Annotated in this window: 11 protein-coding genes; 8 read left to right on the forward strand and 3 right to left on the reverse strand. The window is 70.0% G+C overall.

Going from position 1 to position 12707, the window contains the following annotated elements:
* The first annotated feature begins 76 nt into the window (after nt 1-76).
* The 5 genes from GRX31_RS09145 (at nt 77) to GRX31_RS09165 (ending at nt 4061) form a co-directional block, all read left to right on the forward strand.
* The gene (locus GRX31_RS09145) at nt 77-1306 is read left to right on the forward strand and encodes an MFS transporter (RefSeq protein ID WP_160852297.1); all 1230 of its coding nucleotides are present in this window, start codon (nt 77-79) and stop codon (nt 1304-1306) included.
* Nucleotides 1307-1485: 179 nt separating this feature from the next.
* Entirely contained in the window at nt 1486-1668 is a 183-nt protein-coding gene (locus GRX31_RS09150) for a hypothetical protein (protein ID WP_034366011.1), read from the forward strand.
* Nucleotides 1669-1828: 160 nt separating this feature from the next.
* The gene (locus GRX31_RS09155; RefSeq protein ID WP_160852299.1) at nt 1829-2827 is read left to right on the forward strand and encodes a TlpA family protein disulfide reductase; all 999 of its coding nucleotides are present in this window, start codon (nt 1829-1831) and stop codon (nt 2825-2827) included.
* Nucleotides 2824-3630 (forward strand): thiol:disulfide interchange protein DsbG, encoded by an 807-nt coding sequence (dsbG, locus tag GRX31_RS09160; RefSeq protein ID WP_016446232.1) that lies wholly within the window; start codon nt 2824-2826, stop codon nt 3628-3630. The genes GRX31_RS09155 and dsbG overlap by 4 nt, the downstream gene beginning before the upstream one ends.
* Before the next feature lie 11 nt (nt 3631-3641).
* Nucleotides 3642-4061, forward strand: a complete 420-nt coding sequence (locus GRX31_RS09165; RefSeq protein ID WP_160852301.1) for a DsrE family protein — start codon at nt 3642-3644, stop codon at nt 4059-4061.
* Here GRX31_RS09165 and GRX31_RS09170 read toward each other — a convergent pair.
* On the reverse strand, nt 4046-4510 hold the full coding sequence (locus GRX31_RS09170) for a hypothetical protein (protein ID WP_012206046.1): 465 nt from the start codon (nt 4508-4510) through the stop codon (nt 4046-4048). The genes GRX31_RS09165 and GRX31_RS09170 overlap by 16 nt on opposite strands.
* Nucleotides 4511-4843: 333 nt before the next feature.
* On the opposite strand from GRX31_RS09170, the gene dsrO reads away from it, so the two are divergent.
* The 3 genes from dsrO to GRX31_RS09185 all read left to right on the forward strand — a co-directional run bounded on the left by dsrO (nt 4844) and on the right by GRX31_RS09185 (nt 10028).
* A complete protein-coding gene (gene dsrO, locus GRX31_RS09175) occupies nt 4844-5689 on the forward strand; it encodes a sulfate reduction electron transfer complex DsrMKJOP subunit DsrO (protein WP_046985198.1) in 846 nt (281 codons plus the stop codon).
* A gap of 16 nt (nt 5690-5705) precedes the next feature.
* Nucleotides 5706-6749 carry an NrfD/PsrC family molybdoenzyme membrane anchor subunit gene (nrfD, locus tag GRX31_RS09180; protein WP_016451602.1) on the forward strand — a complete coding sequence of 348 codons (1044 nt, stop codon included), beginning with the start codon at nt 5706-5708 and terminating at the stop codon, nt 6747-6749.
* Between the two features lie 78 nt (nt 6750-6827).
* Nucleotides 6828-10028, forward strand: a complete 3201-nt coding sequence (locus GRX31_RS09185) for a tetrathionate reductase subunit A (RefSeq protein WP_160852303.1) — start codon at nt 6828-6830, stop codon at nt 10026-10028.
* Here GRX31_RS09185 and GRX31_RS09190 read toward each other — a convergent pair whose 3' ends face one another.
* Both GRX31_RS09190 and GRX31_RS09195 read right to left on the reverse strand, forming a co-directional pair.
* The gene (locus GRX31_RS09190; RefSeq protein WP_160852306.1) at nt 10029-11483 is read right to left on the reverse strand and encodes an efflux transporter outer membrane subunit; all 1455 of its coding nucleotides are present in this window, start codon (nt 11481-11483) and stop codon (nt 10029-10031) included. It lies immediately after the preceding gene.
* Entirely contained in the window at nt 11480-12691 is a 1212-nt protein-coding gene (locus GRX31_RS09195) for an HlyD family secretion protein (protein WP_160852308.1), read from the reverse strand. The genes GRX31_RS09190 and GRX31_RS09195 overlap by 4 nt, the downstream gene beginning before the upstream one ends.
* Nucleotides 12692-12707: the final 16 nt, after the last annotated feature.

Consider the following 12707-nt stretch of genomic DNA (forward strand, 5'->3'; position numbering starts at 1 on the left):
ATACGCAGCGTATGTATTTTCTCTGTCCCGCGACGGCGGTGCAACACCCCCCCACCTGTTTGAAGGGATCTGGACCATGAATTCGTCTTCCTCCACGCGGCCCGAACCCGCCGCGCGCCGCCCGTGGCTGGCCGTGTCCGCCGTGGGCCTGGCCACCTTTTCCGTGGTGACCACGGAAATGCTGCCGGTCGGCCTGCTCACATCCATTGCTGGCAGCCTGGGCACCTCCATGGGCAGGGCCGGCCTGATGATCTCGCTGCCGGCGCTGCTGGCCGCGCTGTTCGCGCCGCTGGTGGTGATGGCGGCGGGCGGCATGGACCGGCGCCGCATCCTGTGCGGACTGCTGGCCCTGCTCGTGCTGGCCAACCTGGCCTCGGCGCTGGCGCCGTCGCTGATCTGGCTGCTGGCCGCGCGCGTCCTGGTGGGCTTTTGCATGGGCGGCATCTGGGCAATCGCGGGCGGGCTGGCGGCACGGCTGGTACCCCAGGCGTCGATGGGCCTGGCAACCTCCATCATCTTTGGCGGCGTGGCGGCGGCCTCGGTGCTGGGCGTGCCGCTGGGCGCGCTGATCGGCGATTTCGCGGGATGGCGCTGGGCATTCGGTGGCATGGCAGGCTTCAGCGCACTGGTGCTGGCGCTGCACATGGCCGTTCTCCCCGCCCTGCCTGCCACAGGCTCGGCCAGCCTGCGCCAATTCAGTCATCAGCTGGCCAACCGCAGGCTGCAGGCCGGGCTGGCACTGACGCTGCTGCTGGTGGCCGGGCATTTCATGTCCTTCACCTTCGTGCGCCCGCTGCTGCTGACGGTGTCGGGGTTCGATGCGCAATGGATGAGCGCGCTGCTGCTGGCTTACGGCATCGCGGGCATTGCGGGCAACTTCCTGGCGGGCATCATCGCGGCGCGCCGCACGGTGCCGAGTCTGGCGGCGATCGCCCTGGGCCTGCTGCTGGCGCCTGTGCTGTTCCTGTCCGTGGGCGACTCGCCAACCGGTGGTGGCGCCGTGCTGCTGGTCTGGGGCCTGGCCTACGGCGGCGTATCGGTGGGCCTGATGACCTGGATGATGCAGGCTGCGCCACGCGCCGTGGAAATTGCCACGGCGCTGTACGTTGGCGTCTTCAACATCGGTATTGCGCTGGGCTCATGGGCAGGCGGCCAACTGGTCGATGGCTGGGGGCTGCACGCCACGCTCTGGCTGTCTGGCGGCTTGGCCGCTGCGGCCTTGCTGCTGTCTGCGGCCATGGGATTGATTGGGACTGGAAGCAAAGCAGATTGGGGCCATCAACAGGCAAAGAATCACCAAGTCTGAATTACGCAGGAACTTCAGGACAAGTCCTATGTCACCTCGGAAATATCCTGAAATATTTCGGAATTTTCCTTGTCATCCACAGCGGAAATTCGCGCAATTACCAATGCACAATCCAAGCCTTGCCCTCACGGATTCGCATCGCTCGCGACCCCGTATTCCGCTTGATGGAAGGATATGCAATGAACGAACTTCAGACACGGCTTATCGTCGTGTGTGTGCTAACCCTTGTCGTCGTCATGCTCGTTTCCAAATACAAGATAGTGAAGCCATCGACTTCATCGAAAAACAAGCTGGTTTTCAAGGCATCCCTCTTCATTGCCATTTCTTTCGGTGCATTTGCAGCACTCTGGAATAAGTTCTGACACTCGATCCATGAGGTGGATTTTCTTGCGAGCGCAAGAGGTGGCGCTGCCGCCCGGCAAGCCAGGTGAGGCCGTGAGGCCATCAGGCCGTTAACCCCCCGTTAATTCCCCGCTGCCAGCATCCACGGCCTGTCAGCCCGCATGGCTGAAACTCCCTTCCATGCATCTCCGGTCATCCCCTCTTCTTTCGTCCTTCCTGCCCTTGCTTGCCGGCCTGCTGCTGGCGCCTTCGCCTGTTCTTGCCGGAGCGGCAGAGCCTGGCGGGCCGTCAGCGCTATCGGCGCTGGGCGCCTGGCTGCACCTGCCTGCCAGCCTGGCGCTGGGGCCGCTGGTCCTGCCGATGGGCGTGGTGGTGGCCATGCTGGCCTGGCTGCTGGCGCAGTGGCTGGCGCGCAGGAATGAAAGGCGCACGGGCCAGGCCGTGGATGCGCTGCTGTGGCAAAGCACCCTGGCCGGCCTGCTGGCGGCGCGCCTGGCCTATGTCGCGCAGTGGTGGGCCGAGGTCGCGCCGGCCCCCTGGGATTGGAGCGGGATGCCGGCCTTCGCAGGCCGCATCATCGATATCCGCGACGGGGGATGGAACCTGTGGGCCGGCCTGCTGGCCGCGCTGCTGTACATGCTGTGGCGCAGCCGCCGCTCCCCGGTGCTGCGCCGCGCCACAGGGCTGGCGCTGGGCGCGGGGGCGGCCCTGCTGGTGCTGGGCAGCCTGCTGCAGGCGCTGCCCTCCGCAGATGCACCGGCCCTGCCGGCCTTCACCCTGGTCAACGGACAGGCGCAGCCGGTCTCGCTGCAGCAGTTGCAGCAGGCCGATGGCAAGCCCATGGTGATCAACCTCTGGGCCACCTGGTGCCCGCCCTGCCGGCGCGAGATGCCAGTGCTGGCCCAGGCCCAGCAGCAGCGGCCCGATGTGCGTTTCATCTGGATCAACCAGGGCGAGACGGCAGAGGCCGTGATGGGCTATTTGCGGCGCGAGCAGGCGACGGCCCCGCTGCCGCTGGCCCAGGTGCTGTTCGACCCGCAGCAGCAGGCCGGCCGGCACTGGCGCCAGCGGGGCCTGCCTTCCACCTATTTCTATGGCGCCGACGGCCGGCTGTGCGGCATGCGCATGGGCGAGCTGTCGCGCGCCAGCCTGGCCCAGCATCTGAAGGAATGTTCATGAGCGCTTCCCCCCTGTTCCCCCTGCCTGCACTGGCAGGAGCCCTGGCACTGTCGGCAGCCTTGGCCCTGCCGGCTGCGGCGTCCGAGCTGCCATCGGAGGATTTCCTGGCCCAGCAGGGACTGACCCTGGTGGGACCGCTGCCGGCCGTGGGCGGACTCAAGGCCTGGGCCGCCTACCGCGACCGCCAGCCCGTGCCCATCTACCGCATGCCTGACGGCAAGCACTGGGTGCTGGGCACGGTGATCGACGCCCAGGGCCGCGACGTGAACGCCCAGGCCCTGCAGGCCGCCGTGCAAAAGCCCATGGGCGAGCAACTGTGGAGCGATGTGCAGCGCGCCCAGTCCATACCGGATGGCCGCGCCGACGCGCCGCGCACGGTCTATGTGTTCACCGACCCCAACTGCCCCTATTGCAACCAGCTGTGGAACGATGCCCGGCCCTGGGTGGAGAGTGGCCAGGTGCAGTTGCGCCACATTCTGGTGGGCATCCTCAAGCCCAGCAGCGAGGGCAAGGCCGCCGCCATGCTGACCGCGCGCCAGCCAGAGCAGGCCCTGGCCGAGCACGCACGCGCCTATGCCAAGGCCGGCCGCGCCAGCGCAGAAGGCGCGGGCGCCACGCCGCTGGCCCCGGTGCCGCAGGCCACGCGGCAGGTGCTGGCCAGCCATGCCTCGCTGATGTCCACCTGGGGCCTGCGTGCCACGCCGGCCCTGGTCTGGAAGGATGACAAGGGAGTGGTGCAGGTGCGCACCGGCCTGCCGCCAGGCCTGCTGGAAGAGGTCATGGGGCCGCGTGGCAGGAAATGACGAGGACGACCATGAGCACAAGCCGTTGTCCCGCCGCTTCCACCGCTTCCACCGCCTCCACCGCCTCCAGCGACTGGAGCGACCTGTTCCCTACCCGGCCGGATGCGCCGCCGCTGCGCATCGTGCTGCATGCGCCCACGCCCGGCGCCCTGGCCCGTGCACGCAGCAATCTGGCCAACCTGCGCCAGGACCGGCCCGATGCCGAAGTCCGCATCGTCATCAACGGCCCGGCCGTCGAGACGCTGCTGGATGCCGCGCCGGGCACGCCGCAGCATCTGGATGCAGAGGCCCTGGCCCATGCGCTGGTCTGCCCGAACACGCTCAGGAAGCTGGGCCGCGAGGCGCCTGCCGGCATGCGCGTGCTGCCGCAGGGCGGCATCGAGTCACTGGCCCTGCTGCAGCAGTCGGCCTGGTGCTACGTGCGCTGCTGAGCGGCCTGCGCCAGCGAGGCCAGGCAGCGCGCCTGCCATTGGTATTCAGGCTCGAAGGACTCGCGGTCCGTGACGGCGCCGTGGCCGCCCTCGCCATAGACCATGGCGTAGGCCGCGTAGTCGGCCGCCTGCAGCGCCCGGCCCGCCAGCCCATGGGCCGTGGCATAGGTGGCGGACACGGCGGCATGGCCGCAGCCGTCGAGGGAGCGTGATCCCTGGTGGTGGTTGGCCAGGCTGGCGGCCTCGCGGGCCAGGCGGTCCAGCTCCTGCCTGTCGATCTGGCCGTCCAGGTAGCGGCGAAGGCCTTGTGCGCAGCGGATGACGTCCGGGTCTTCCAGCAGGTGCGCGATGCGGTCCACGCAGGCCTGTGTGAATTGCAGCCTCAGGTGCTCGCCGGCTTCGGCGGCAAGGTCCAGTTCCGAAGCAAGGCTGTTCAGGGCGTGGTTCATGGAGAACTCCTTGGCAGTGGCGACACAAGCAGCGTAGACCGGGGCCGCGCGCGGAAACAAGAGGGTGATTTCCGATACGCGCCCCGCATTCCCGAGGAATGCAGTCACCCTGTTAACCCCGTCTTAATCCCTGCGCCACACGCTATGGAGTGCCTTGGGCGCCTGTCCATGGCAGGCAGTTGGTGGCGCTTTGCAAGCCCATTGCTTGACTCACATCAAGCCGCCAAGGCCCTGAATTTCATATATTAGATTCAATATAAAAAGCATATTTTTAATGCTTTATTGAGTTTGAGCGACCACGATCCGTGGCCGCAGGACGATGAAAGACAGGCCATGCCAAAAACATCCCGCGCCGGCAGCGGCTGCAACGACTGCAGCTGCAAGCCCTCCACCCAGGACATCCTCGCCCCTACCCTCTCCCATGCGCAGCCCGCCGCAGGCAAGCGCGGCTTCCTGCAGGACCTGCTGGCCGCCGCCATGGCGGCCGTGGCCCTGCCCGTGGCGGCGGCCGCGCCCAGCACCACGGGTTTCCAGCCGCCGCGCCGCCCCGGCGAGGCCGGCAAGCGCTACGGCATGCTGGTGGACCTGCGCCGCTGCATAGGCTGCCAGGCCTGCACGGTGAGCTGCTCCATGGAGAACCTGCCGCCGCTGGGCCAGTTCCGCACCACGGTGCTGCAGTACGAGGTGCAGCACGCGGGCAACGAGGACCTGCCGCCGGCCATGCTCAACCTGCCGCGCCTGTGCAACCACTGCGACAACCCGCCCTGCGTGCCGGTCTGCCCGGTGCAGGCCACCTTCCAGCGCAGCGACGGCATCGTGCTGGTGGACAACGAGCGCTGCGTGGGCTGCGGCTACTGCGTGCAGGCCTGCCCCTATGACGCGCGCTTCATCAACCACGAGACGCAGACCGCCGACAAGTGCACCTTCTGCGAGCACCGCCTGGAAGCCGGCCTGCTGCCGGCCTGCGTGGAAAGCTGCGTGGGCGGCGCCCGCGTGATCGGCGACCTCAACGACGAGGGCAGCGAGATCCGCCAGCGCATGCGCGAGCACGCCAAGGACCTCAAGGTGCTCAAGCCCGCCATGGGCACGGACCCGCATGTGTACTACCTGGGATTGCCCGACGCCTTCGTCGACGGCGTGGACGGGCAGGCCAGCGTGCGGCTGGTCACTTCCCACTGAACGCAAGGAGCACCCCATGCACATCGTCGAACTCCTGACCCCCGCCTACGAATCGGCCTGGCTGCCCTGGGCCGTGCAGTACTTCTTCCTGGCCGGCATTGCCACGGGCGCCGCCCTGCTGGCCGCCGCCTGCGCCTGGGCGCCGCGCGCCAGCGCCATGGCGCGCCTGCTGCCGGCCGCCGTGCTGGTGCTGGCCGTCAGCGCCATCGCGGCGCCCGTGTCGCTGCTGGCCGACCTGCACCAGCCTGCGCGCTTCTGGCATTTCTATGCGCACTTCACGCCGTGGTCGTGGATGTCGGTGGGCGCCCTGCTGCTGCCGGCCTTCGTGGGACTGGCGCTGGCCTTCGTGCTGGCCTGGTGGCTGGGCCGGCCGCAGTGGCTGCGCTGGCTGGCGCCGCTGCTGGCCGTGTCGGCGCTGACCATCACCGCCTATACCGGCGCCGAGCTGATGGCCGTGCGCTCGCGCCCGCTGTGGAACACGCTGTGGGTGCCGCTGAACCTGGCACTCACGGGCTGGCTGGCCACGGTGGGCTGCATGCTGGTGACGGCGCGCTTTCTGCCCGCCCGCCACCGCCCCGATGCCGGCGCCCTGCAGGCGCTGCGCATGCTGGGCCTGGCGCTGGCGCTGTGCCTGCTGGCCATGGTGGTGGTCTGGGCCGTTGCCGGCTGGCTGGGCCAGGGCCGCTCCTTCCAGGCGGCGCTGCAGCTGTGGCAGCAGTTTCCGGTCTGGCGCCTGAGCATGCTGGGCTCGGCCGTGGCCGGTGCCGCCCTGCTGTGGGCCCTGGTGCGGGGTGGGCAGCGCATGGCCTGCCCGCGCTACACGCTGGCCCTGGGGCTGGGCCTGGCCGCCGCGGCCTGGGCCTTCCGCTGGGCGCTGTTCATGGGCGTGCAAGGCGTGCCCAAGTACGGCGCGGGCCTGTACATCTACCACATGCCGCTGGGCGGCGACGGCCTGCTGGGCATGCTGGGCGTGGCCGGCCTGTGCATTGCACTGGTGACGCTGGCCACCTGGGCGCTGGAGCTGTTTCCCGCGCGCTCGGCCGCGGCCCGCGCCCTCTGACACCGCCGCCCTGACGACCCCTCACCCATTCACGGAGCGCGGCCCGCCACCGGCCGGCCGCGCCACAGAAAGCCTTTCATGACCGACAAGAAGAAACTCCCCCAAGCCCCCGAAGATTCCCTGGATGCCGAGGCCACACGCCGCCGCCTGCTGCTGCGCGGCGGACTCACCGCCGGTGGGCTGGCCGCCTTTGCGGCCGGCTACGGCGAGACGCTGGCACGTGGCGCCAAGGGCCTGGTGACAGGCAGCTCGGGCACGCCCACGGCCAGCGCCACGCGCGGCAATTCGCTGACGCCCGAGTTCCGCATCGACCCGGCCACGGGCGCGCTCGCCACCCAGCCCGGCCAGGTGGTCAGCCCGTCCAGCTGCCTGGGCTGCTGGACGCAGTGCGGCGTGCGCGTGCGTGTCGATACCGCCAGCAACCGCATCCTGCGCGTGGCAGGCAACCCCTACCACCCGCTGGCCACCACGCGCCCGGCCGCCATGGAAGAACCCGTGCGCGAGGTCTACGCCAAGCTGGGCAAGGAGCTGGGCCTGGAGGGCCGGGCCACGTCCTGCGCGCGCGGCTCGTCCATGCTGGAGCACCAGAGTGCACCGCACCGCGTGCTCACCCCGCTCAAGCGCGTGGGCCCGCGCGGCAGCGGCCGCTGGCAGAGCATTTCCTTCGAGCAGCTGGTGCAGGAAGTCTGCGAGGGCGGCGATCTGTTCGGCGAAGGCCAGGTCGATGGCCTGCGTGCCATCTGGGACACAAAGACGCCGCTGGACGCCGACAACCCCGAGTTCGGCCCGCGCTCCAACCAGTTGCTGGTGACCGACGCCTCCAACGAAGGCCGCGCCCAGCTGCTGCGCCGCTTTGCGGGGCCGTCCTTCGGCACCGTGAACGTCAGCAACCACGGCGCCTACTGCGGCCAGAGCTTTCGCGTGGGTGCGGCAGCGGCCCTGGGCGACCTGCCCGGCATGCCGCACGGCAAGCCCGACTGGAGCCATGCCAGCTTCGGCCTGTTCATCGGCGCGGCGCCCGCGCAGTCCGGCAACCCCTTCCAGCGCCAGGGCCGCGAACTGGCCGAGGCCCGCTCGCGCGAGGACAACCGTTTCCGCTACGTGGTGGTCTCGCCCGTGCTGCCCATCTCGTCCAGCCTGGCTGCGGGCAGCGGCAACCGCTGGCTGGCCGTCAAGCCGGCCAGCGACCTGGCCCTGGCCATGGCGCTGATCCGCGTCATCCTGGACGAGGCGCGCCATGACACGGGCTTTCTCGCCCAGCCCGGCCCGGCCGCCATGCAGGCGGCGGGCGAGGCGTCCTGGAGCAATGCCACGCACCTGCTGGTCAACGAGCCCGGCCACCCGCGCCATGGCAGCTTTCTGCGCGGCGCCGACCTGGGCTGGGCCCTGCCCGCGCCAGCCGAAGACGGCAAGCCGGCCCAGGATGTGTTCGTGGTGCAGCGTGCCGATGGCCGCCTGGCGCCGCACACCCAGGCCGAGCCTGCACAGCTGATGGTGCGCACCCGCGTGGCCGTGCCCGGCCTGAAGGCCGAAGGCGCGGACCAGGCCCCCGAACTGTCGGTCTGCTCCTCGCTGGCCAAGCTGCACGAGCAGGCCAGCCTCAAGACACTGGACGAATACGCGGCGCTGTGCGGCGTGGCGCGCGGCGAGATCGAGGCGCTGGCGCGCGAGTTCACCAGCCATGGCAAGCGCGCCGTGGCCGATGCGCATGGCGGCACCATGAGCGGCGCGGGCTTCTACACCGCCTACGCCATCAGCATGCTCAACACCCTGGTGGGCAACCTCAACGTGCAGGGCGGCCTGGTGCTGGATGCGGGCCCGTTCGGCCCCTTCGGCCCGGGCCCGCGCTATGACTTCGCCAACTTCGACGGCAAGGTCAAGCCGCGCGGCCTGGCGCTGTCACGCCACCGCCAGCCCTACGAGAAAAGCGCGGAATTCCAGCGCAAGCGCGAGGGCCAGCCCGAGGGCGCGAAGGACTACCCCGCCGCCCAGGCCCCGTGGTACCCGGCCGTGGGCGGCCTGTCCAGCGAGATGCTGGCCAGCGCGCTGGCCGGCTACCCCTACCGCGCCAAGGCCTGGATCAACCACATGAGCAACCCCGTCTACGGCATTGCGGGCTTTCGCAACGCGCTGGTGGACGATCTCAAGGACCCGAAGAAGCTGCCGCTGATCGTCTCCATCGACCCCTTCATCAACGAGACCAGCGCGCTGGCCGATTTCATCGTGCCCGATACCGTGACCTACGAGAGCTGGGGCATCTCGGCGCCCTGGGCCGACGTGGTGGCCAAAAGCTCCACCGTGCGCTGGCCCGTGGTGCAGCCCGCCGTGGCGCGCACGGCCGGCGGCCAGCCCGTGAACGTGGAGAGCTTCCTCTTTGCCGTGGCAGAACGGCTGGGCCTGCCCGGCTTTGGCGAGGCCGCCATCAAGGACGCCCAGGGCCAGCCCCATGCGCTGCGCTCGGCCGAGGACTTCTTCATCCATGCCCTGGCCAACGTGGCCTGGGCAGGCGGCAAGCCCGTGCCGGCGGCCAGCGATGACGACATCGCCATCACTGGCGTGGACAGGCTGGTGCCCGCGCTGCGCCAGCGCCTGAAGGACGATGAATGGCGTCAGGTGGCCATGCTGCTGACGCGCGGCGGGCGCTTCGACCGCATCGAGGACGCCTGGAAGGACGGCCACACCCGCAAGGCCCACGCGCCTGCCCTGCAGGTGTGGAGCGAGGAGCTGGCCCGCATGCGCCACGCCATGACGGGCGAGCGCTACAGCGGCTGCCCCACTTGGTATCCGGCACGGCTGGCCGACGGCAGCGCCATGCGCACGCATTTCGGCGAGCAGCAATGGCCGCTGCTGCTGACCTCGTACAAGTCCAACCTGATGAGTTCCATGTCGATTGCCGTCTCGCGGCTGCGCCAGGTGCATCCGCACAACCCGGTGTCCCTGCACCGCGATGACGCCGAGCGGCTGGGCATCGCCAACGGCGACACGGTGCGCATCCGCACGCCGGGCGGCGCGGTGACGGCCGTGGCCATGGTGCGCGACGGCGTGATGCCGGGCACCGTGGCCATCGAGCACGGCTACGGCCACCGCGAACTGGGCGCGGGCCGCCACAGCATTGACGGCAAGCCCATGCCGGTGAACGCCGAGCATGCCAATGGCGTGAACCTCAACGACCTGGGCTTTGCCGATCCCACGCGGCCCGGCTGCAAAAACGTATGGGTGGACTGGGTGTCCGGCGCCACGGTGCGCCAGGGCCTGCCTGCGCGCATCGAGAAGGTCTGATCAGCGGGCGGGGCTGGCGACAGGTGCAGCGACGGGTGCGGCCACTGGTGTGGTGGCGGCCTGCCAGCCGCCGCCCAGCGCCTGGTACAGCGCAATGGCGTTTTCCAGCTGGCTCTGGCGCAGGCGTATGACTTCCTGCTGGGCCTGGTAGAGATTGCGCTGGGCGTCCAGCTCTTCCAGGTAGCTGGCGTAGCCGGCCTCGTAGCGGTCCTTGGCAAAGCCCAGGGAACGCTGCAGCACCGCCTCGCGCTCGCTGGCGTGCTGCCACTGCGACTGCAGGCGCCGGGTGCCGACCAGGGCGTTTTCCACATCGGCCAGGGCCTTGATCACCACGCCACGGTAGGCATAGGCGGCCTGGTCGCGCTGGGCGGTCACGGCGTCGAACTGGCCCTGCAGTCGCCCGCCCGTGAACAGCGGCGCCAGCACGCTGCCGCCCAGGGCCCAGACCGTGGCCGGGTGGTATTGCAGGGCATTGACCAGCAGGCTGCCGGCGCTGGCCGTCAGCGAGACCTGGGGCAGGAAGGCGGTGCGCTGCACGGCCAGGCTTTCGTCGGCGGCCGCCAGCTGCAGCTGCGCCCGTGCAATGTCAGGGCGGCGCTGCAGCAAGGCAGAAGGCAGGCCGGCGGCCGGCGCAGGCGGCGGTGCGCCCAGCGCAGCGGACTGGCTGTCGGTTGTTGCCATGAGCGCGGCTGCCTGCTCGTCACCCTCGCCACCGGCCAGCAGCAGGAGCGCCGTGCGCTGGCGCGCCAGCGACAGCTCCAGCTGCTCCACGGCCTGCTGCACGCCCTGCAGCTCGGCCTGGGCCTGGGTGAGCTGCAATTGCGAGGTGTAGCCGACGCGCGCCTGCTCATCGGCCAGGCGCAGGGCCTGTTCGCGCGAGCGGGCCGTGGCCTGGGCCACTTGCAGCTGCGACTGCAGCGAGCGCAGGCCCACATAGGCCTGCGCCGTGGTGGCGGCCACGGCCAGGGCCACGGCGTCGCGGTCGGCCTCGCTGGCCTGCAGGCGCAGGGCGGCGGCCTTTTCCAGGTGGGCGATGCGGCCCCACAGATCAGGCTCCCAGCTGGCCTGCAGGCCGGGCTGAACCGAGCGCGTGTGCGCCAGGCCCCGCGCGCCCAGGCTGCGGCCCGTGGAGGCGCCGGCCGTGGCCGAGAGCTGGGGCAGGCCCGCAGCGCCTGCCACATCCAGGTTGGCCCGCGCCTCATCCACGCGCGACAGGGCCAGCAGCACATCGTTGTTGCGGGACTGGGCCAGTTCCACCCAGCGCGTGAGCAGCGGATCGCCAAAGGCCTGCCACCACGATGCCTGGACGGCGGCGGCCGGCTCCTGCCCTGCCCCGCTCCACTGGGCGGGCATGGCGGGCCGGGCCGCTTCAGGCGCGGTGCTCAGCGGCGGCACGCTGCAGCCGGCCAGCGCGGTGGCGCAGGCAACGGCCATGGCCAGTGCGCGGGCGGTCATGGGCGGGCCTCCGGTTGGGGTGCGGGCTGCTGTGCGGGTTGCTGTGCGGGTTGGGGCTCAGGCTGCGCCGTATCCAGCCGCACCACCACCGACATGCCCGCGCGCAGCCTGGCGGCCAGCTCCTGGTCGGGATCGATTGCAATCTTGACCGGCAGGCGCTGCACGACCTTGGTGAAGTTGCCCGTGGCGTTGTCGGCCTTGAGCACGCTGAATTCCGAGCCCGTGGCAGGCGCGATCTCCAGCACGCGGCCCGTGAGGTGGGCGCCGCCCAGCGCATCGACGCTGAAGCGCACAGCTTGTCCTATGCGCACCTGGGCGGTCTGGGTTTCCTTGAAGTTGGCCACCACCCACAGCGTGTGCGGCACCACGTACATGAGCTGGGAGCCGGCCGTGACGTACTGGCCCCGGCGCACGCCGACCTCGCTGACCTGGCCATCGCCTGGCGCGTGCACCACGGTGTTGTCCAGGTTGATCTGGGCCTGGCGCAGCTGGGCCTCGGCCATCTGGACCTGGGCTTCGAGCGAGGCGCGGTTCACCGTCGTCGCCTTGATCTTCTGGGCATTGATCTCGATGTCGGCCTGGGCCTTGGCCACGTTGGTGGCCGCCAGGCGCGCGGTGGCACGCACCTTGTCGCGCTCGTTGAGCGAGACGGAGCCGCGCTCGGACAGCGCCTGCACGCGCTGCAGCTCGGCTGCGGCGCGGTCGGATTCGGCCTGCGCCGCCGCCAGGCCGGCGCGGCTGGCGCCCAGCGTGGCGCGGTTCTGGGCCTGGGTCTGGTCGGCATTGGCCAGCTGTGCGCGGGCATTGGCCAGCTGGGCCTGCGCCTGTGCCTGGGCGGCTTCGTAGGTGCGGGCGTCGATGCGCACCAGGGGCTGGCCGGCCTTGACGTTCTCGTAGTCCTGCACCAGCACCTCGGTCACATAGCCGCTGACCTGGGGCGCGAGCACGGTGACGGCGCCGCGCACATAGGCGTTGTCGGTGCTGACCACGGTGCCCGCGAAGGGGAACAGGTTCCAGGCACGCAGCACCAGCAGCACGCCTGCCAGTGCGACCACCAGCATCACCAGCACGCTGCGCAGCGAGGGCTTGATGAGCTTGGGCGATGGCGATGGCAATGGCGATGGCGATGGCGATGGCGCCGCAGCGGGAGCCGGCGCAGGCGAGGCAGAGGCGGCCGTGCCGCCATTGGAATTTTCGGAGTCACTCATGTTGTTGTCTTTTCTC

It is taken from the genome of Delftia sp. CH05 (assembly GCF_009827015.1).
In the GTDB taxonomy this organism is placed as follows: Bacteria; Pseudomonadota; Gammaproteobacteria; order Burkholderiales; family Burkholderiaceae_C; genus Comamonas; species Comamonas tsuruhatensis.

Bases quoted from the DNA above. Each gene is read 5' to 3' on its own strand.
- GRX31_RS09145 (WP_160852297.1), top strand. From the start codon at position 77: ATGAATTCGTCTTCCTCCACGCGGCCCGAACCCGCCGCGCGCCGCCCG.
- GRX31_RS09150 (WP_034366011.1), top strand. From the start codon at position 1,486: ATGAACGAACTTCAGACACGGCTTATCGTCGTGTGTGTGCTAACCCTT.
- GRX31_RS09155 (WP_160852299.1), top strand. From the start codon at position 1,829: ATGCATCTCCGGTCATCCCCTCTTCTTTCGTCCTTCCTGCCCTTGCTT.
- dsbG (WP_016446232.1), top strand. From the start codon at position 2,824: ATGAGCGCTTCCCCCCTGTTCCCCCTGCCTGCACTGGCAGGAGCCCTG.
- GRX31_RS09165 (WP_160852301.1), top strand. From the start codon at position 3,642: ATGAGCACAAGCCGTTGTCCCGCCGCTTCCACCGCTTCCACCGCCTCC.
- GRX31_RS09170 (WP_012206046.1), bottom strand. From the start codon at position 4,510: ATGAACCACGCCCTGAACAGCCTTGCTTCGGAACTGGACCTTGCCGCC.
- dsrO (WP_046985198.1), top strand. From the start codon at position 4,844: ATGCCAAAAACATCCCGCGCCGGCAGCGGCTGCAACGACTGCAGCTGC.
- nrfD (WP_016451602.1), top strand. From the start codon at position 5,706: ATGCACATCGTCGAACTCCTGACCCCCGCCTACGAATCGGCCTGGCTG.
- GRX31_RS09185 (WP_160852303.1), top strand. From the start codon at position 6,828: ATGACCGACAAGAAGAAACTCCCCCAAGCCCCCGAAGATTCCCTGGAT.
- GRX31_RS09190 (WP_160852306.1), bottom strand. From the start codon at position 11,483: ATGACCGCCCGCGCACTGGCCATGGCCGTTGCCTGCGCCACCGCGCTG.
- GRX31_RS09195 (WP_160852308.1), bottom strand. From the start codon at position 12,691: ATGAGTGACTCCGAAAATTCCAATGGCGGCACGGCCGCCTCTGCCTCG.